Raw genomic sequence first — 19747 nt, forward strand, 5'->3', positions numbered from 1 at the left:
GAAATAAGCGGGGAGCAGCTCCCCGTTTGCATGGGTGCCGCGCGAAACGGGGAGCGGCTCCCCGTTTCGAGTGGGACATGACAGACGAGGCGCGGACTCGTCGCGTTCGGACGCGACGAGGGCCGTACGGAAACGGGGGACGGAGGGAGTGGGCATCGTGAGCGCAGCAGCCGAGATCGTGGGCGAGGGTGCCGCCGGCACGGATACGGATACGGATGCGAATGCGTTCGCGGACATACGGAACGGCGGCGGCGGTGGTGGTGGTGGTGGCGGCGGTCGCGGTCGCGGTCGCGGTGGCAGTGCTGACGACGGGGCGGCCGACGCGGCCGTACGGGACGCCCACGCCGCCGTACAGATCGCCGGCCGGGCCGGCGGCCCCGGCGCCGTCTGTCCGCACGAGTCCGGCGCCGGCGCCCCGCGCGGCCGGACCCGGGCGGACGCCCTGCGGAACCGCGAGCGGATCGTCCGTACCGCCCGGGACATGTTCACGGCGTACGGAGCCGAGGTGTCGTTCGACGAGATCGCCAAGGGCGCCGGGGTCGGCAACGCCACGCTCTACCGCCACTTCCCCGACCGCGCGTCCCTGGTCCACGCGGTCGTCCTCGCCGTCCTCGACCGCGCCTGCCAACAGGCCGAACGGGCCTCCGCCGAGGAAGCCGACCCCTTCGACGCCGTACGGAGGTTCGTCCACCGGGCGGCAGACGAGCGGACCGGGGCCCTGTGCCCCATGATCAAGGAGACTTTCGACGGCGAACACCCGGATCTCGTGATCCGGCGCGGCCGTCTGGAGGCGACCGTGGCCGCCATGGTCGAACGGGCCCAGGCCGCGGGCCGGATGCGCCCGGACGTCGGCGCCGGGGATCTGATGATGGCCGTCGGCCTGCTCACCCGGCCGCTGCCGGGGGCGCGCTGCGGCAGCAACGAGTTGTACGTACACCGCTATCTCCAGCTCTTCCTGGACGGCGTGGAGGCACCCGCGCGTTCGGAACCGATCGGCACCCCCGTCACCTTGGAGGACCTGCGCAACCACCACTGACCCCGACCACCGCGCCGACCGGCTTCCGGAACGACCCCGGACCCGCCGCCGGAACGGACCGGCGACGCCCGACCGACCCCGGCAGGCCGACGCTCTGACCCCGTCGTGCCGACCGAACGCCCCCTACGGGGCTCCATGACCTCTTCGCACTCCTAGGTGGCTCCACGCATGTCGAGAACCGACCGCACACTTCCCGATACCGCCTTGGCGGACAGCGCCGGCCAGTCCGGCGTCCCCGGCGCCGACCCCGCGCGCTGGAGGGCCCTCACCTTCATCGCGCTCGCCCAGCTGATGGTGGTCCTCGACGCCACCATCGTGAACATCGCACTGCCCACCGCCCAGGAGGACCTGGGCATCTCCGACGGCAACCGCCAGTGGGTCATCACGGCCTACGCGCTCGCCTTCGGCGGACTCCTCCTCTTCGGCGGCCGGATAGCCGACCTGTGGGGCCGTCAACGGACCTTCATCGTCGGCCTCATCGGCTTCGCCGCGGCCTCCGCGCTCGGCGGCGCCGCGACCGGCGAGGCCATGATGCTCGGCGCCCGCGCCCTCCAGGGCGTCTTCGGCGCACTGCTCGCGCCCGCCGCGCTGTCGCTGCTCGCCGTGATGTTCACCGACGCCAAGGAGCGCGCCAAGGCGTTTGGTATCTACGGTGCGATCGCCGGTGGCGGTGGCGCCGTCGGTCTGATCCTCGGTGGCTTCCTCACCGAATACCTCAACTGGCGCTGGACGTTCTACGTCAACATCCCGTTCGCGATCGTCGCGGCGGTCGGCGCCTACCTGGTGATCCGGGAGCCCGCGAGCGCCCGTAACCGCTCGACGCTCGACATCCCCGGCGTCGTCCTCTCCACCCTCGGTCTGGTCGCGCTGGTGTACGGCTTCGCCCGCGCCGAGCACTCCGGCTGGACGGACGCCCTCACCATCGGCATGTTCGTGGCGTCCGTCGTCCTGCTGGGCGCCTTCGTGGCCGTCGAGTCCAAGGTGAAGGCGCCGCTGCTGCCGCTGCGGGTGCTCACCGAGCGCAACCGTGCCGGGGTCTACCTCTCCCTCGGTCTCGCCATCATCGGCATGTTCGGGCTCTTCCTCTTCCTGACGATCTACCTCCAGGTCGTGGAGGGGTACTCGCCGGTCAAGACCGGATTCGCGTTCCTGCCGATGGTCGTCGGCATGATCGTGGGCTCGACCCAGATCGGCACCCGGCTGATGACCCGGGTCCCGGCCCGTCTGCTGATGGGTCCGGGCTTCCTGGTCGCCGCGATCGGCATGCTGATGCTGACCCAGCTGGAGATAGGCAGCTCGTACCCCGCCCTGATCCTGCCCGCGCAGCTGCTGCTCGGCCTCGGTATGGGTACGGCGTTCATGCCCGCGATGGCGCTCGCCACGCACGGCGTCCAGCCTCAGGACGCCGGTGTGGCCTCCGCGATGGTCAACACCTCCCAGCAGGTCGGTGGTGCCATCGGTACGGCCATGCTGAACACGATCGCGGCCTCGGCCACGTCGTCGTACATCGCGGACCGGGCGGCCAACGCCACCAACCCGAAGGTGCTCGAGTTCCAGGGCATGGTGCACGGCTTCACCTCGGCGATCTGGTGGGCCGTCATCATCCTGCTCGTCGCCTCCGCGATCGCCCTCACCATGATCAACGCGGGTCGTCCCGGCACCGGTGGCACCGGTGCGGTGACCGGCGACGGTGCGGACGCCGAGGTCAAGGTGCCCGTGATCGCACACTGATCCGGTCCGGACGCGGGCGTCGCCGATTCGCCCGGGCCCGGGACGCGGTGTGGGCCCCGCCGGAGGTCGTTCCTCCGGCGGGGCCCACCGCTGTCTTCGGCCCGGTTTCTTCGGTCCGCCGCCGCCGCCCGGGTCCCGGACCCTGTTCCCGCCGTGGCCCGGACGCGCCCCGGCTGCGTCCCCGCCGGGTCCCGCCCGCGTTCCTGCCGTGGCCCGGCCACGGCCCGGGCGTGCTTCCGCCGCGTCCCACCCGCGTTCCCGCCGCGTCCCGGACGCGGACCGGACGGGTCAGCGGAGCCAGGGGAGGTCCGCGCCCGAGTCCGCGGGCTGGAGGCCGTCCGCGATGATCATCATGATCTCGCCCAGCCGCTCGACCTGCTCCGGGGTCAGCCGGTCGAACATGGCCTGGCGCACCGCCTCCACATGTCCCGGCGCGGCTTCCGCCAGCACCGCGAACCCCTCGTCCGTCAGGACCGCGTTCTGGCCGCGCTTGTCGGAGGGGCAGTCCTCGCGCCGCACCCACCCCTTCTTCTCCAGGCGGGAGACCGCGTGCGACAGCCGGGAGCGGGTGATCTTGGCGTCGATCGCCAGCTGGGTCATCCGCTTGCGGCGTCGCGGCGCCTGGGAGAGCTGGACCAGCAGACCGTAGTAGATATGCGGCATCCCGGCGTCGCGCTGCAACTGGCGGTCGAGATGGTCGTCGAAGAGGGTGGTGGCATGGAGATAGGCGCGCCAGACGCGCTGTTCGTCATCGGTGAGCCAACGCGGCTCCTGGCCGCCCTCGCAACTGCCCTCGCCGCCGGCGGGGGACGCCGTGGATGCCGTATTCATGCCTCTACTGTACGACCTGTTCTTGAAAGTTGAACTAAATGGGTTTACGGTGGCTATCAGCTTGAACTTTCAAGCTTGTCGTCGGACGGAGCCCCCATGAACACCGCACCCGGCGTCCCCCCGGCGGGGCGCATGCCCGCGATCTACCTCTCCCACGGAGCGCCCCCGCTCGCCGACGATCCGCTCTGGCCCGGCCAGCTCGCCACCTGGTCGGCGGAGCTGCCCCGGCCCGCCGCGATCCTGGTCGTCTCCGCCCACTGGGAGGAGGCCCCCCTCGCGCTCGGCGCTACCACGACCGTGCCGCTGGTCTACGACTTCTGGGGCTTCCCCGAGCGCTACTACGGTGTCCGGTACGCGGCCCCGGGCGCCCCGGCGCTCGCCGAATCCGTACGGAAACTGCTGCGCCGCGCCGGAACGCCCGTCGCGGATGTACCCGACCGGGGGCTCGACCACGGCGCGTACGTACCGCTGGTGGAGATGTACCCGGACGCGGACGTTCCCGTCCTCCAGCTCTCCCTCCCCACCCTCGACCCGGCCCGGCTGATGGAGATCGGCCGCAGGCTCGCCCCGCTCCGCGACGAGGGCGTCCTGATCGTCGGCAGCGGCTTCTTCACCCACAATCTGGCCGCCCTGCGCCATGACGGAGTCCCCGGCTGGTCCACCGAGTTCGACGCCTGGGGGCGGGAGGCGCTGGAAGGCGTCGACGTGGACGCCCTGCTCGACTTCGAGAGCGCGGCGCCCGCCGGCCGCCTCGCCCATCCCCGTACCGAACACTTCGCCCCCCTCTTCGTCACCCTGGGCGCCGCGGAGGACGAGCTGGACGGCGGGCGCAGTGTGATCGACGGCTTCTGGTGGGGACTGGCCAAGCGGTCCGTGCAGTTCGGCTGAGCCCGGCGGACCGGTCCGGCCGACCCTTAGTGGTCCGGTCCGGTCCGGTTCAGTCCGGTTCGGTCCGGTTCGGTCCGGTCCGGTTCGGCCGTGCGCCTTCGGCCGGGCCCGCGGCCTACTGGAACGGCTCGATCAGGGCGATCGACCGCCCGGCGGCGATCAGCGCCGCGCCGTCGCCGACGTCCAGTGCCGTATCCGTGAACTTGATGGCGTGGTCGTCGCCGTGCGCGGCCGCCGCCGCGAAGATCTCGTCGGCCGTACGGACCGAGGCCCGCGCCGGGTCCGGATCCGCGCCCCGCCAGGGGGCGAGCCCCGCCGGAACGTACGCGGCCGTGACGGCGGCCGACGCCGCCCAGGCGGCCCCCAGGCTCGCAGCCCACAGCTCACGGGGGAGTGCGGGCAACGTCCTGAGCACGGCGTTCGGCGCCGTCGCCGCATGGACCAGCATCACCGGCTGGGCGTGGCCGTGGGTCCCGTACCGGTGCGTGGCCGCGGTCACCAGGTGGCGCAGCCGCGCCTCCGCCTCCTCCGGCGACACGGGGGCCGCGGGCGTGTTCGGCCAGTCGGGCAGGGCCGTCAGCCCCGCCAGCCGCTCCCGGATCCCCGACGACTGATCCGGGGCCGGTGCCACCGCGCCCAGCGCCGCCACGACGTCCGCCGGTGACCCGGTCGCGCGCAGCCCGGCGGGCAGCGGCTCGTACCGCGCCGCCCAGTAGGCGAGACCGTGGGCCAGCTCCGCGACCCGGGGCGCGGTCTCCTCGGTGGTCAGCAGGGTCCGTACGGCATGGCCCACCCGGATCACCGGATGCGTGGCACCGCCCGCGATGCCCGGCAGCAGCGGGGGCCACCACTCGGCCAGCACCTCCCGCCACGGGCGGTCGGCCGTCTCTCGTACGAAATAGCGCGCCCAGTCCGTGATCCGGCGCGGGTCGCCGAGGGCCTCGTGCCGGTTCTCCGCGGTGATCGGGGCGTAGGGGGCGGGCATGTCCTCCAGGCGCGCCCGGTAGCGGTCCAGCCAGCGGTGGACCGTATCGGAGCGGCCGTTGCGCACCAGCGCCTCGACGGCCATCGGGGCGTGGTTGCTCAGCCAGCCGTCGAACTCCGGACCCCAGGTGTGGATACGGCCGAGGGCCTCGTCGAGCCGGCCCGTGGAGTCGGGCGCGGTGACGGGAGCGCCGGTGACGGGAGCGCCGGGCGCGGGCGCGCCGACGGTGGCGTCGGGGGCGTCGGGGGCGGATGCGGCGGATTCGCGGCGGGGTCGGTTACTCATACCGGGACCCTAGACACGCTCCGTCGCGGGACGTAACGGTCCGTGGGCCCACCCCCGTCACCTTCTTCGGTCCTACGCCCCGGTCCGCCGGTCCTACGTCCGGGTCCGCCGGTCCTACGCCCCCGGAGTCCCGGCCGCCGGGGCGGCGCCCTCCGGCTCGTCGGGGCCGAGGCGCTTCTCATACCAGGTGATGTCCCAGTACCGGCCGAACTTCCGGCCCACCTCGTGGTACGTCCCGATGGGCCGGAAACCGAAGCGGGTGTGGAGCCGTACCGACGCGTCGTTGGGCTGGGTGACCCCGGCGTAGGCCCGGTGGACGTCCTCGCCCTCCAGCGCCTTGAACAGCCCCTCGTACAGCGCCGTGCCGACGCCCTTGCCGCCCGCGTCCGGCGCGCAGTAGACACTGACCTCCACCGAGGTCGAGTACGCCGCCTTGGGCCGCAGCGGACTGCTGGTGACATATCCGAGAAGCGCCTGGTCGGGGCCCCGGGCAACCAGAAGGCGGTGGGGGCCGTCTTCAGGGTGGGAGCGCAACCACGGCAGGCGTTCCCCGGGGGTGAAGGGTGTGGTGTCGAACGTGATGGGCGTCTCCACTATGTAGTGGTTGTAGAGCTCCGTCAGCTCGGTGAGATCGGCCTCCGTGCCCGGTTTGACCTGCACCTCTGTCTGCTCGTGACTCAACCGGACCATGCGACCTCCTCGTGTGGCGGGACAGGGTACTGCAAGATCATAAAAAATGTCGCGCAGGTCGGGAATTCTGTCCGGATTGCAATCGTTGATTCCATCGGATGCAGGGCACCCGGAAGGGTGTCGCGACCTACTCAGCAAGGGAGCTCGCATGGCCACCCGTGCCGTCGCCCGCCGCCAGTCCGAGACCAAGGGGACCACCGGCAGGGCAAGCAGCGCTCGCGCCTCCGGCGGGGAGATCGCCGACCGCGACCTGGTCGGCATGTACCTCGACGAGATCGCGCGTACGCCGCTGCTCGACGCCGCCCGTGAGGTGGAGCTGTCCCAGACCATCGAGGCGGGGGTGTACGCCCGGCAGATCCTCGACGGTCAGGCCGAGAGCGACGCCGGCGGAGCCGCACGCGAGGAGCTGGAGGCCCTGGCCGCCGAGGGCGAGCGCGCCAAGGACGTCTTCATCCGCTCCAACCTGCGGCTCGTGGTGGCCGTCGCCCGGCGCTACCCCCGCAGCGGACTGCCCCTGCTCGACCTGATCCAAGAGGGGAACGCGGGCCTGGTGCGCGCGGTCGAGAAGTTCGACTACGCCAAGGGCTTCAAGTTCTCCACGTACGCCACCTGGTGGATCCGCCAGGCCATCACCCGGTCGATCGCCGACCAGTCGCGGACCATCCGCCTGCCCGTCCACCTGGTGGAGGAGCTGGGCCGGATCCGCCGGGTGCAGCGCGAGTTCAACCGCGAGAAGGGCCGTGAGCCCGAGCCCGCCGAGATCGCGGCGGAGCTGGACTCCAAGCCCGAGCGCGTCATCGACGTCCTCGACTGGGCCCGTGACCCCGTCAGCCTCAATATGGCCGTCGACGACGCCGGCGAGACCCAGTTCGGCGATCTGCTGGAGGACACCTCCGCGATATCGCCCGAGCAGTCGGTGCTGACGCTGCTGCGCAGTGAAGGGCTCGACGATCTGATCGGCCAGCTCGACCAGCGCACCGCCTCCATCATCCGGATGCGGTACGGCATCGTGGACGGCCGCGAGCGCACCCTGACCGAGGTCGGCAAGGAGCACGGGCTGACCCGTGAGCGTATCCGCCAGATCGAGAAGCACGCCCTCATGGAGCTGAAGCGCATGGCGCGGGACACCGGTTTCGACGCGGCGGCGTGAGCGACGGCCGGGCGGGCGTCCGGCCCGTCCCGCTCCACCGCCGACGGCGCGGCGCCACCCGGGACACCCCGGCGTGGACCGCCCGCCACCGGGGCCGAAAGGCCCCCCACCAGCGGACCCCGAGGCCCTCCCCCCGGCCTCGGGGTCCTTCCCTTTCCGGGGGCAAGGGCCACTTCGGCGGCTCCGGCCACTCCGGTGGCCTCGGCGGCTCCGGTGGGGTCCGGTGAGCGGGTGACCCCGGGTGCCCGACGCCGCCCGCCTCGCTCGCCCGGGGCCGCGTACCCGCCCGGGGCCGCGTACCCGCGCACCTCAGATGTCGCCGGGTACGGCACGGGACAGCCGGGCCCCCAGATCGCGGACGTACGACGCCAGCTCGGGCGGCCCGTGCACGGTGAACTCGCAGTCGACCAGCGCCAGCCGCAGCGCCAGCCACTCCACCGAGTCCGACGACCGGTTCCGCAGCCGGCAGCTCTCGTCACCGGTGGCCACCGGCGCCCCCAGATGCCCCGGCAGCCGCGCCGTCACAAACGCGGCGGGCGCCTCGAAGGACACGTCGAACGCGTACTCGGCCCGGGCCCAGCCCGACATCGTCGCCTTCAGCAGTTCGGCCCCGCTGCCCGTCGGCAGCTCCCGGGGCGTGAACCGGGCGCCCGTCGCGAAGGGCTCCGTCACCCGGTCCACCCGGAAGGTGCGCCAGTCCTCCCGGTCGATGTCGTACGCGACGAGATACCACCGGCGCCCCGTGGAGACCAGCCGGTACGGCTCCACCAGCCGCTTCGACTCCGTACCGTCCCCGGCCCGATAGCCGAAACGCAGCCGCTCCCGCCCGCTCGCCGCGCCCGCGATCACCGTCAGCGTCCCCGGTGAGACCGTCGCGCCGTCCCCCTGGACCAGGGGGATCGTGGCGTCCTGCAGGGTGGAGACCCGGTGCCGCAGCCGCCCGGGCAGAACCTGCTCCAGCTTGGCCAGTGCCCGTACGGACGCCTCCTCGATGCCCTCGACGGCGTGCCCGGCCCCGGCCCGCAGCCCCACCGCGATCGCCACCGCCTCCTCGTCGTCGAGCAGCAGTGGAGGCATCGCGGCCCCGGCCACCAGCCGGTAGCCGCCGACCGCGCCCCGCGATGCCTCCACGGGATAGCCCAGATCCCGCAACCGGTCGATGTCCCGGCGGATCGTCCGCGTCGTCACGGAGAGCCGCTCGGCCAACTCGCTGCCCGGCCACTCGCGCGGCGTCTGGAGCAGGGAGAGCAGATTCAGCAGGCGTACAGGAGTGTCCGTCATGCGTTCCAGGATGAGGCCTCACTAGGACGTCTTTTGTCCTAATGGACTTCTACTGTCCTGCCCATGACCTCCCAGCCAGACCAGATCAGTGCTCCGGCAGCCCGGACATCGGCAGCCCGGACATCGGCGGCCCCCGAGGGGGAGAGCGACCGCCGACGCTGGATCGCCCTCGCCGTGATCATGACCGCCGCGTTCATGGACCTCGTCGATGTCACCATCGTCAATATCGCCATCCCCAGCATCGAACGCACCATCGGCGCCTCCTTCGGCGCCATCCAGTGGATCACCGCCGGATACGCCCTGGCCTTCGCGGCCGGGCTGATCACGGGCGGCAGGCTCGGCGACATCTACGGCCGTAAGCGCGTCTTCCTCATCGGTATCAGTGGCTTCACCGTCGCCTCCGCGCTCTGCGGATTCGCCGTCAACCCGGAGATGCTGATCGCGGCCCGGCTGGTCCAGGGCGCGACCGCCGCCCTGATGGTCCCCCAGGTGCTGTCCATCGTCCACGCCACCTTCCCGGCCCATGAACGGGGCAAGGTCTTCGGTCTCTTCGGTGCCGTCGTCGGACTCGGCGCCGTCTCGGGCCCCCTGCTGGGCGCCCTGCTGACGCAGTGGAACCTCTTCGGCCTCGAATGGCGGCCGATCTTCCTGATCAACCTTCCCGTCGGTATCGCCGGGCTGATCCTGGGCCGGATCTACATCACCGAGTCCCGCGCCCCCAAGGCGCTCCGGCTTGATGCCGTCGGCGTCGTCCTCGTCACCACCGCCATGCTGATGCTGGTCTATCCGCTGACCCGGGGCCATGAACTGAACTGGCCCACCTGGGGCTTCGTCTGCATGGCGGGCAGCGTGCCGGCCTTCGGCGCCCTGGTGGCGTACGAGCGGTACAAGTCCCGCAAGGACGGCTCCCCGCTGATCGAGCTCTCCCTCTTCCGGATCAAGTCCTTCGCCGCCGGGATCTCCGTCCAGCTCGTCTTCGGTCTCGCCCTCGGCGTCTACTTCCTGGTCGCGACGATCTATATGCAGACCGGTCTGGGCTGGAGCCCGCTCCGTACCGGACTGACGGGCGTCCCGTTCTCCATCGCCGTCTCCGTCGCGGCCGGGATGTCGGTCCAGAAGCTGGTCCCCAGGTTCGGCCGCAAGGTCCTCCAGGCGGGCGCGCTGCTGATGATCGCCGGGATCCTGCTCTTCATCCGGGCGGCCGACCAGTACGGCACCGCCATCACCACCTGGCAGATGACGGGGCCGCTGGTGCTGATGGGGATCGGAATGGGGCTGATCGTCGCCCCGCTGACGGACGCGATCCTCTCCGATGTGCCGCGTGAGCACGCCGGATCGGCGTCCGGTCTGATCAGTACGGTCCAGCAGATGGGCGTGGCGCTCGGCCTCGGACTGGTCGCGGTCGTCTTCTTCGGCTCCATCGAGGAGGAGCGGCTCACCCCGAGCACCACCGGAACGGCCTTCTCCGACGCCTTCCAGTACTCGCTGTGGTGGATCGTCGGGGTCCTGGCCGTGATCTTCCTGCTGATGTTCGCCCTGCCCGCCCGCCCCGCGCAGCACCTCGAAGGCGGCGGCACCTCCGATGAGACGGAGACGGACCCGGCCGGTGCGACGGACCAGGTGACGGTCGAGAAGGCCGAAAAGGTCGAGAAGGTCGAGGAGTCAGCGCTGACGCGCTGACTCCGTCCTCCTCACCTCGGCGCCCCGAGGCCGTCGGCTCAGAGCCCGGCCCGGGGCGCCGAACGTCCTCGGCCACGCGACTCCATGGCCTCCCGCGCGCTGCTCTCCGTCGCGTACACCTCACACATATGACGGCCGTCGGGAGTCGCGGTGTGCTCCACTTCCCACAGGGACACCTCGTCGCCGTCGAGCAGCAGGAACGCGTGCTCGTAGAGGGTGAACCCGGCGTCCCGGGCGCCGACACGGCATTGACGGCCGAATACCTGGGTGATGTGGTGCGCGAAGGCGGCGTGCAGCAACTCGGCCGTCTTCGGACCGGGACGGTCCGCGTTCTCCGCGCGGCGCAGCACCCGGCGGGCGTGGTCGGCGGAGTTGTCCGGGACGTACATCCGGGGGAGCGGAGCGGGCGGCGCCGAAAGCAGCCCGGCGAGCAGATCGATGTCCGCGTCGAATCCGGCAGACCCGTCGGGGACCCCGTCGAAACCATTGAGCCCGCTGAGCCCGCTGAGCCCGCTGAGCCCGCTGAGCCCGCTCAAGCCGCCCATTTCGTTGATCCCGTTGATCCCGTTGATCCCGTTCACCCCCTCGAACGTCTCGGAGCTCTCGAAGCCGTCGCGGCCCGGGCCCGGGCCGTCGCCGAGGCCCGCCGGGCCGAGCGCGCCTCGGTCGGTGGGGCCGGATCCCCGGGACCCGCCGTCCTGCGCGGGGACGCCCCGAAGGGGAGCACCCGAGGCACCGTCCGGTCCGCCGTCCGAGCCCCAGGGCCCATGGCCGGGACGCCCGCCGGGAACCGCGCCCGGGCCCGTGTCGGCGAACCCGGGAAAGCCCGAGGGCAGCCGGGACGCGGCCAGCCGTACCTCCGACTCGTCCGCATACACCTCGTGCTGCTCGGCGCCGCCCGGGCCCGAGTTGTGCACCAGCTCCCACAGCACCACGGAGGAGCCGTCGGCGAGCAGATAGGCGTGGCGGTACGTGGCGCGGTCGAGGTCCGCGCTGTGGTGCGAGGAGTGGAGCGAACTCGCGTGAGCCAGCGCCGAGTCCAATCTGTCGACCGTGGTGTCGGGCAGATCGAAGGAGTTGAGCGCCCGACCCAGGAGTCGCTCCAGATGCGTCTCGGTTGTCTCGTACGGATCGTTCAAGGTGGGTCTCCTGGCCGTCGCCACAAGTAACACGTTGATTGCTAAAAGTAGCTCCTGCGTCCGACACCGGGTCCGGCGTTACCGAAAACGTAGAAACTCTTTGGGAAGTTCCCGCCCGCTGTCAACAGTGCATATCTGTCATGTCAGTTGATGTCATCCCGCCGGGGCCGGTGAGGGCCCGGGGCGGCATGGGCTCAGAGGTACAGCTCGCGGTAGGACGGGAACTCCCCGCCCGGCCCCGAGAACGGTTCGGCGGCCAGCACAGCTTTCACAATGGCCCGGGACACCACATCCGCACCAGCCGCCAGAACGGCGTTGAGGGCCAGCGGATCCTCCGGCGGCAACGGCACCGCGCCCGTCGCGAGTGCGAAGACCGTATCGCCGTCATGGAGGAGATGTACGGGACGTACGGCGCGCGCGATCCCGTCGTGCGCCGTACCCGCCAGCTTGTGCGCCTGCGCCCGTACCAGACCGGCGTCCGTCGCCACCACGGCGAGCGTCGTGTTCAGCGGGGGCGGACCGCTCGCCGCCCGTGCCTCAGCCAGCCGCAGCGACGCCGCCGCGTGCACGCCCGGATCGGGAAACCGGATCCACTCGCGTCCCTCCTGCCCCTCGGCCGTACCGCCGTCGGCGTCGTCGGCGTCGTCCCCGCCCGGGGCCCGGCCCGCGCCCGTGCTCGTACCGTGCATGTACTGCCCGTACAACACCCCGGTCCGGGGATCGAGCACATCGCCCGCCGCGTTCGCCACCACCAGCGCCGCGACCGTCACATCCGCACCTCCCGCACCCGCGCCGGGCAGTACCGTGCTCGCCGTCCCCACACCCCCCTTGAGCGCCCCCGCCACCGCCCCCGTACCCACGCCCACGTTTCCCATCGCGACCGGGCCGCCGAAGGGCGAGGCCGCGGCGTCCACCACGGCGGCCCGGCCCGTCGCCGCGTTTGGCCGCGCCCCCCACTCCCCACCGCGCCCCAGATCGAACACACATGCCGCGGGAACCACCGGTACCACCCGCCCCGGGAGCACCGGAACCCCGCGCCCGTGCTCCTCCAGCCACGCCATCACGCCGCCCGCCGCGTCCAGCCCGTACGCACTGCCGCCCGTCAGCACCACCGCGTCCACTCGCTGCACCAGATTGCGCGGATCGAGCGCGTCGGTCTCCCTTGTCCCCGGACCGCCGCCGCGCACGTCCACCGCCGCCACCGCGCCGCCCTCGGGCGCCAGCACCACCGTCGTACCGCTCAGCGCGCCGTCGCCCCGCAACCGGGCATGGCCCACCCGCAGGCCCGCCACATCCGTCAGCGCGTCGTTGCCGCCCACCGTCGCCTCCCCGTACGGGAACACCTGGTCCGTCGCGTCACTCATACCCCCTGGTTACCACGTACACCGCCGCCACCTCTGTTCACGGTCCGCCACGCCCGGCGGAGCTCCCGCTCCGCCAGCACCACACCCACCGCCACGGTCACCGCCGTCACCGCGCCCGCCGCCGGAACCGCCCAGTCCGAGGCGAACGTGCAACCGAGGACCGCCAGCGCCGCCAGCGGCAGCGTCGACTGCTGGGCCGCCCCCCGCTTGAAGTGCCGCGAGTGCAGGAACCACACCGTCACCAGGAAGACGGCCGTCGGTACGGTCACCGAAGCGGCGGCGGCCACATCCGAGATATGCGCCTGGCCGACCGCGTGCTCCACGGCCACCTCCATGCCCGCGCCGATCGCCGCCGCCGAACCGAAGACCAGGACATGGCCGTACCCCCAGGGCAGCGCCCGCCGGTTCGACGTCAGCCGCTCGTGCTCGGGCACCGCGAAGTAGATCCACCAGGCCGAGAAGACGATCAACAGTCCTCCGGCGGCCAGCGGCAGCAACTCCGCGACCGCCTGGTGCTCGTCCAGCGCCGACTGGACCGCGACCGTGCTCGCCGCCATCGTCTCGCCCAGCACGATCAGGGTGAACAGGCCGTACCGCTCCGCGATGTGATGCGGATGCCACGGCGTACGGTGCCGCCGCTCGGCCAGCGGCGGCACCGCCAGCTCGGCCGCGATCACCACCAGGAACAGCCACCGCTTGATGTCGTCGGGCGCGAACAGCAGCACCACCCACGCCAGCTGGCAGAGCGCGATCCCGATGGCGTACAGCACGGCGGTACGCCGCGCCGGACCCGTCTCGGCGGCGGCGGCCCGCAGCCACTGGGTCGTCAACGCCAGCCGCATGATCAGATACCCGCCGACGGCGATACCCCAGTCGTTCTCCCCGAACGCCCGGGGGACGCCCGCCGCGTACACCAGCACCCCGGCGATCTGGACGAGCGTCGCGACCCGGTACGGCACGTCGTCGCAGTCGTAGGCGGAGGCGAACCAGGTGAAGTTCATCCACGCCCACCACACCCCGAAGAAGACGAAGGCGTAGCCGACGAGTCCCTGCCCCGGGTCTCCCTCCACGATGGCGTGGACCAGCTGGAGACCGGCCTGGGCGACGGCGACGACGAAGCAGAGGTCGAAGAAGAGCTCCAGCGGTGTCGCCGCGCGATACGCCTCGTCCGTCCGGCGCGGAGCCATGCGCCGCAACGGCGCGTCCCCCCGCCGCACCACCCCGCCCCCGTTCCTGTCCCCGCCCCCGTTCCCGGCCCTGTCTGTATCGCTCCCGGCCCCGTATCCGCTTCCCGCCGCTGTCCCGTCCCGGGCCCCGCCCGCTCCGGGCTCCTTCCCGCGGCCGCCGGTGTCGCCGACGCCGGTGTCGTCGCCGCTTCCGGCTCCGTGCCCGTCGGGGGTGCTCGTCATACGACGGCCTTCCCGCGCCCGACCCCATCCCTATCCGCGTCACGGGCCGACTGGCCTAAGCCGTCACCCCACGGCCTGACGGGCCACCTCCACAAAGGGCGCATTCCACCCGCCCTGCCTACGGTGGGCCGCGTGACCGCCCCGCCCCCGCCACCCGACGAGCCCGACCACTCGGGGGGCCCTCCCCCCTCCCCCTCCCCGCCCCCGCCCTCCGCTCCTCCCCCCACCCCCGCCTCCCCCCACCCCTCGCCACAGCCCTCAGCCTCAGCCCCGGTCCCGGCCTCGGCCCCGGCCTCGGCCCCGGCCCCGGTCCCGGTCCCGCCGGAGGGCGCCTCCCCGAGCCCGTACCCGCCGACCGCGGGGCCTCCCGGCGTGGCGTCACCACCCGGTCCTTCGTCCGCGCCGCCGACGCCACCCGGGGTTCCGCCTGAAGGCGCGCCACCGTCCCCGCCCGGAGCCGGGCCGGGGGGTACGCCCGGTCCCGTCGTGGGCAGTACCGGGACTACCAGGAGTGCCGGGAGCGTGGCAGGGCGGGCCGTGGCCGCCGGGGCGGTCGTCTCCGGGCTGCTCGTCCTGGCGATCGTGCTCGGCAGCCGGATGCTGCGCGACTTCGACTCGGCTCTCCTCCCCTACGCCGTCGCCACCGTCTTCCTCGCCTTCGGTGTGACCTACCGCTACATCGTCTGGATCTCCTCCCCGGGCGCCCGCCGGCTCTTCCGCCAGGGTTGGCGAAGCTTCTTCTCGGTCGCCAACTTCCGCCGCGCGCCCACCGCCGTGCCCCGGATGATCGCCACCTATCTCGGCTTCCAGAAGTTCCTCGGGGCACGGTCCCGGGCCCGCTGGATCGCCCATCAGCTGGTCTTCTGGGGCTGCGTCCTCGCCGCCCTGATCACCTTTCCGCTCACCTGGGGCTGGTTCACCTTCACCTCGTCCACCGGCTCGGGACCCGGCTACGAGATGCGGATCTGGGGGTTGAAAGTCGTCGGCTTCGACGCCCTGAGCGCCATCGGCTGGGTCATGTTCCACGGCCTCGATCTCGCCGCGGTCCTCGTCATCGCGGGCGCCTCCTACTTCCTGTGGCGCAGGACGCGGGAGCGGGGCGCCATCGCCGGTCAGCGGTTCGCCTACGACCTCGTACCCCTGATCGCCCTGATCGTGATCGCGGTGACGGGTCTCCTCCTCACCTTCTCGTCGCTCTTCCTCGAAGGCGGCGGATACGAGTTCCTGGCCGTCCTGCATATGGCCGTGGTGGTGCTGACGCTGGTGTACATCCCGTTCGGGAAGTTCTTCCATATCGTCCAGCGGCCCGCCGCCGTCGGGATGCAGCTGGTCAAGTACACGGCCCGGCAGGACGCCGAGGTCCTCTCCTGCCGACGCTGCGGTGAGCCCGTCGACACCGCGCCCACCCTCGAAACCGTCCGCGGCAGCCTGCGGGATCTGGAACTCGACTTCGGCGACTGGCCCGAGTACTGCCCCCGCTGCAAGCGGGTCCTGCGGGGCACCGCGTATCTCACCGACGTGAAGAAGGGCTTCCAGTGACCGCCCCGCATCCGCCCGCCCCCGGTGACCGTTTCCCGCTCGACCCGGCCGTCGCCCCGCCCGGCACCACCGCCTTCCGCCGGTCCGGGGGAGCGCCCGCCGGGGACTGGCGCGTCGGGCGGAAGGGCGAGACCCTCGTCCCCACCCACTGCTGCTTCTGCGGTGTGCAGTGCGGCATGTATCTGAGGGTCGGCCGTACGGGCAAGGTGTTCGGGGTCGAACCCCGCAACCACGACATCAACCGGATGCGGCTCTGCCCCAAGGGCATCAACGCCTACCAGCAGGTCAACCACCCCGACCGGCTCACCGCGCCCCTGGTCCGCGCCTCCCGCGACGAACCCTTCCGGGAAGTCTCCTGGGACGAGGCCCTGTCGGTGACCGCCGCCGGGATCCGCCGCGTCCAGAGCCGGTACGGCGCCGACGCCTTCGGCATGCTCGGCGGCGCCAGCCTGTTCACCGAGAAGACGTACCTGGTCGGCAAGTTCGCCCGGGTCGCCCTGAAGACCCGGCACGTCGACTACAACGGCAGACTGTGCATGGTGTCCGCGGCGGGCGCCAACAAACTCGCCTTCGGTATCGACCGGGCGGGCAACCCCTTCTCCGACATCCTCCTCACCGACTGTCTGCTGATCGCCGGATCGAACATCGGCGAGTGCTTCCCCGTTCTGACGCAGTACGTCTGGGGCGCCAGGGACCGCGGGGCCCGGCTGATCGTGGTGGATCCGCGGGAGACGGCGATCGCCCGTACCGCCGATATCCATGTCGCCCTGCGGCCCGGCACCGACGCGGCCTTCTTCAACGCCGTCCTCCATGTCGTCGTCGCGGAGGGCCTGGCCGACGAGGGCTTCCTCGCCGCCCGGGCCGCCGGCTGGGACGAGGTCCGCGCCGCGGCGGCCGCGTACCCACCGGAGCGCGCGGCGGAGATCTGCGGCGTACCGGCGGAGCAGATCGTGGAGGTCGCGCGTGCCTTCGGCACCGCGGACCGGGCCATGGCCTGGCACGCCCGCGGCATCGAGCACCACACCCAGGGGGTGAACAACTGCCTCGCCGTCATCAACCTCTGCGCCGCCACCGGCAACATCGGGCGGCCCGGCGCCGGCTACGGCACCCTCACCGGCCAGGGCAACGGCCAAGGCGGCCGGGAACACGGCCAGAAGGCGGACCTCCTGCCCGGCGGACGCTCCATCAACGACCCGGAGCACCGGCGGCAGATCTGCGAGATCTGGGGCATCGACGAGACCGAACTCCCGCCCGCGGGCACCTCCATGATGGAGATGGTCCACCAGATGCGGCGCGGTGAGATCCGCGGACTGCTCGGCATCTGCAACAACCCGTTCGTGTCCCTGCCGGACCTTCAGACCGTCACCACCGCCTACGACACCCTCGACTTCCACGTCCAACTGGACTTCTTCCTCTCCGAGACCGCCGCCAACGCGCATGTCGTACTGCCCGTCACCTCCTGGGCCGAGGACGAGGGTGTGATGGCCAACGCCGAGGCCCGGGTCGTCAAGCACAACAAGGCGCAGGAACCCCCGCCGGAGGTACGGACCGACACCTGGGTGATGTGCCGGCTGGCCGAACTGCTCGGCGCCGGAGCCAAGTTCCCCTACACCGGCTCCCGTGATGTCTTCGAGGAGCTCCGGATCGCCTCCGCCGGGACCGTCAACGACTACTACGGCATCACCTACGAACGCCTGGAGGAGACCGGTGGTATCGCCTGGCCGTGCCCCTCCACCGACCACCCCGGCACGCCCCGGCTCTTCGAGGACGGCCGGAGCTACCACCCCGACGGGCTGATCCACCTCCAGCCCGTCGACTGGCATCCACCCGCCGACCCGTACAGCGACGACTACCCGCTGTCGCTCACCACCGGCCGGACCGTCGCCCACTTCCTGTCCGGCAACCAGACCCGCCGGCTCGGCGCGCTCGTCGAGCAGACGCCGCGGCCCTGGGCCGAGGTGCATCCCGCGCACGGCTTCCGCAACGGCGATCCCGTACGGGTCGTCACCCGCCGCGGCAGTACGGTCCTGCCCGCACTCGTCACCGAGGCCATCCGCCCCGACACCGTCTTCGTGCCGTACCACTGGCCGATTCCCACCGCCGCCAACACCCTGACCATCGCCGCACTCGACCCCCGCTCCAAGATCCCCGAGTACAAGGTCTGCGCCTGCCGGATCGAGCGGGCCGAACACGTCGACGCGGTTCCCGCGCCGCCCACCGCGCCCGGCCACGATCCCTACCCCCGGGAGGCCGGGGCCGCCCGCACCGATCCCCTGCCGCCCACCGCCCCGCAGGGCCGGGGCACCGCGGAGAGGAACTGACCCGCCATGATGGGCAGAACGATCTTCATCGACCCCGGGCGCTGCATCGGCTGCCAGGCGTGTGTCTCCGCCTGCCGCGAGTGCGACTCCCACCGCGGCCGGTCCATGATCCATCTCGACTACCCCGACGAAGGTCATTCCGTCGCCTCCCTTCCCACGGTCTGTATGCACTGCGAGGACCCCGTGGCGCCCTGCGCCGAGGTCTGCCCCGCCGACGCGATCCTGGTCACCGCCGACGGTGTGGTGCAGCAGGCCGACACCTCCCGCTGCATCGGCTGCGCCCACTGCGTCAACGCCTGCCCCTTCGGCGTACCGAAGATCGATCTGGCGGCGAAACTCCAGATGAAGTGCGACCTCTGCTACGACCGCACCTCGTCCGGTCTCGCCCCCATGTGCGCCACGGTCTGCCCCACCGGGGCGCTCTTCTACGGCACCCTCGACGAACTGCGGGCCGAACGGCCCGGGGTGCAGGTCGCCGACTCGTTCACCTTCGGCCGGACGACGGTACGGACCGGGGTCGCCATGGTCGTCCCCACCGACCGGGCCCGGTGGCCCCTGCCCGGCGGACTGCCGGTCGTGGAGGTCAACGGGGTCGACACCAGGACGGCGGACCACCGATGAGCGTGACCACACCCCCGCCCGCCGGCCCGGGCGCGGGCGGCCCGCCCGGTGACGGCCCCCGGCCGGGACCCGACCCCCACGCCGGCGGCCCCGGTGGCGGCCCGAGCGGCGCCCGGGAAGCCCTCCACGACCGGATCGCGGCCGACGCGCTCACCACCCGGCGCGACTACCTGCGGATCGTCACCACCGTCTCCGGCGGCCTCGCCCTGGGCGGGATCGGGGTCGCGGCGGGCATCCTCCACCGCCACAACGACGTGAAAGGAGTCCCCGAACCCCGGAAGATCGCCGACAGTCTGGGGCCGGGTGAGTCCCTCGCCTTCACCTACCCCGGCGACGAGGACCGGGCGATCGCCGTACGGCTCGGCGACGGCACCCTCGTGGGCTACTCCGCTGTCTGCACCCACCTCGCCTGCGCCGTGCTCTACCGGGCCGACCGCGGCCAGGAGGGCGAGCTGCTGTGCCCCTGCCACGAGGGCGTCTTCGCCGTCCGAACGGGCGAGGTCACCGCGGGGCCGCCGCCGCGGCCGTTGCCCAGGGTGATCGTCACCGAGGACCTCGACGGCAGTATCTGGGCCCTGGCGACCACCCGCTCCGGCGAGAGCGACAAGGACGCGTGGTGCCGGCAGTTCGCCGATGTCTCCCCCGAGCAGGCCCTGGAGCTGGGCTGTCCCGGGGCCGAGCTTCCGAAGGACGCCGTATGACGCCCCCCGACGGGCCCCGCACCCCGCCGTCCGGCTCGTCTCCCGACCCGTCTCAAGGACCACGTGCCAACCCCAACCCCAGCCCCGGTCCCGAAC

16 protein-coding genes are annotated in these 19747 nt (G+C 72.1%); 9 read left to right on the forward strand and 7 right to left on the reverse strand.

Going from position 1 to position 19747, the window contains the following annotated elements; translation table 11 throughout:
* Window positions 1–442 precede the first annotated feature (442 nt).
* Entirely contained in the window at window positions 443–1036 is a 594-nt protein-coding gene (locus ACFXG1_RS10005; protein WP_384723457.1) for a TetR/AcrR family transcriptional regulator, read from the forward strand.
* A gap of 168 nt (window positions 1037–1204) precedes the next feature.
* Window positions 1205–2767, forward strand: a complete 1563-nt coding sequence (locus ACFXG1_RS10010; RefSeq protein ID WP_384741958.1) for an MFS transporter — start codon at window positions 1205–1207, stop codon at window positions 2765–2767.
* A 288-nt stretch (window positions 2768–3055) separates the two neighbouring features.
* On the opposite strand, the gene ACFXG1_RS10015 is transcribed toward ACFXG1_RS10010, so the two are convergent.
* The gene (locus ACFXG1_RS10015; protein ID WP_384714738.1) at window positions 3056–3598 is read right to left on the reverse strand and encodes a MarR family winged helix-turn-helix transcriptional regulator; all 543 of its coding nucleotides are present in this window, start codon (window positions 3596–3598) and stop codon (window positions 3056–3058) included.
* Between the two features lie 96 nt (window positions 3599–3694).
* Between ACFXG1_RS10015 and ACFXG1_RS10020 the strand changes: the two genes are divergently transcribed.
* Complete coding sequence (locus tag ACFXG1_RS10020) at window positions 3695–4486, forward strand: dioxygenase (protein ID WP_384714741.1); 792 nt, start codon at window positions 3695–3697, stop codon at window positions 4484–4486.
* 115 nt (window positions 4487–4601) lie between these two features.
* On the opposite strand, the gene ACFXG1_RS10025 is transcribed toward ACFXG1_RS10020, so the two are convergent.
* Complete coding sequence (locus tag ACFXG1_RS10025) at window positions 4602–5756, reverse strand: questin oxidase family protein (protein ID WP_384714744.1); 1155 nt, start codon at window positions 5754–5756, stop codon at window positions 4602–4604.
* A 114-nt stretch (window positions 5757–5870) separates the two neighbouring features.
* Complete coding sequence (locus ACFXG1_RS10030) at window positions 5871–6446, reverse strand: GNAT family N-acetyltransferase (RefSeq protein ID WP_384714747.1); 576 nt, start codon at window positions 6444–6446, stop codon at window positions 5871–5873.
* Between the two features lie 148 nt (window positions 6447–6594).
* On the opposite strand from ACFXG1_RS10030, the gene ACFXG1_RS10035 reads away from it, so the two are divergent.
* Window positions 6595–7596, forward strand: a complete 1002-nt coding sequence (locus ACFXG1_RS10035) for an RNA polymerase sigma factor RpoD/SigA (protein WP_384714750.1) — start codon at window positions 6595–6597, stop codon at window positions 7594–7596.
* Between the two features lie 309 nt (window positions 7597–7905).
* On the opposite strand, the gene ACFXG1_RS10040 is transcribed toward ACFXG1_RS10035, so the two are convergent.
* Complete coding sequence (locus ACFXG1_RS10040; protein ID WP_384714753.1) at window positions 7906–8877, reverse strand: helix-turn-helix transcriptional regulator; 972 nt, start codon at window positions 8875–8877, stop codon at window positions 7906–7908.
* Window positions 8878–8940: 63 nt separating this feature from the next.
* Between ACFXG1_RS10040 and ACFXG1_RS10045 the strand changes: the two genes are divergently transcribed.
* Window positions 8941–10557, forward strand: coding sequence for an MFS transporter (locus ACFXG1_RS10045; RefSeq protein WP_384741962.1), 1617 nt, complete (start codon window positions 8941–8943; stop codon window positions 10555–10557).
* A gap of 38 nt (window positions 10558–10595) precedes the next feature.
* Here the strand turns inward: ACFXG1_RS10045 and ACFXG1_RS10050 are convergent, their stop codons facing one another.
* The 3 genes from ACFXG1_RS10050 to ACFXG1_RS10060 all read right to left on the reverse strand — a co-directional run bounded on the left by ACFXG1_RS10050 (window position 10596) and on the right by ACFXG1_RS10060 (window position 14247).
* Window positions 10596–11729 carry a DUF6227 family protein gene (locus ACFXG1_RS10050; protein ID WP_384741964.1) on the reverse strand — a complete coding sequence of 378 codons (1134 nt, stop codon included), beginning with the start codon at window positions 11727–11729 and terminating at the stop codon, window positions 10596–10598.
* Window positions 11730–11890: 161 nt separating this feature from the next.
* Window positions 11891–13060 carry a P1 family peptidase gene (locus tag ACFXG1_RS10055; protein ID WP_384712970.1) on the reverse strand — a complete coding sequence of 390 codons (1170 nt, stop codon included), beginning with the start codon at window positions 13058–13060 and terminating at the stop codon, window positions 11891–11893.
* The gene (locus ACFXG1_RS10060) at window positions 13057–14247 is read right to left on the reverse strand and encodes a low temperature requirement protein A (protein ID WP_384712967.1); all 1191 of its coding nucleotides are present in this window, start codon (window positions 14245–14247) and stop codon (window positions 13057–13059) included. Before ACFXG1_RS10060 ends, ACFXG1_RS10055 begins: the two co-directional genes overlap by 4 nt.
* Before the next feature lie 744 nt (window positions 14248–14991).
* Between ACFXG1_RS10060 and ACFXG1_RS10065 the strand changes: the two genes are divergently transcribed.
* From ACFXG1_RS10065 to ACFXG1_RS10080, 4 genes are read left to right on the forward strand one after another with little or no spacing between them, the layout of a single operon-like run.
* Complete coding sequence (locus ACFXG1_RS10065) at window positions 14992–16008, forward strand: MFS transporter (protein ID WP_384741966.1); 1017 nt, start codon at window positions 14992–14994, stop codon at window positions 16006–16008.
* Window positions 16005–18329, forward strand: coding sequence for a molybdopterin oxidoreductase family protein (locus ACFXG1_RS10070; RefSeq protein ID WP_384712962.1), 2325 nt, complete (start codon window positions 16005–16007; stop codon window positions 18327–18329). The genes ACFXG1_RS10065 and ACFXG1_RS10070 overlap by 4 nt, the downstream gene beginning before the upstream one ends.
* A 6-nt stretch (window positions 18330–18335) precedes the next feature.
* Window positions 18336–18950 (forward strand): 4Fe-4S dicluster domain-containing protein, encoded by a 615-nt coding sequence (locus ACFXG1_RS10075; RefSeq protein WP_384741968.1) that lies wholly within the window; start codon window positions 18336–18338, stop codon window positions 18948–18950.
* Window positions 18947–19651 carry a ubiquinol-cytochrome c reductase iron-sulfur subunit gene (locus tag ACFXG1_RS10080; RefSeq protein ID WP_384741970.1) on the forward strand — a complete coding sequence of 235 codons (705 nt, stop codon included), beginning with the start codon at window positions 18947–18949 and terminating at the stop codon, window positions 19649–19651. Before ACFXG1_RS10075 ends, ACFXG1_RS10080 begins: the two co-directional genes overlap by 4 nt.
* Window positions 19652–19747: the final 96 nt, after the last annotated feature.

This window comes from Streptomyces sp. NPDC059248 (assembly GCF_042753905.1).
GTDB lineage: Bacteria > Actinomycetota > Actinomycetes > Streptomycetales > Streptomycetaceae > Streptomyces.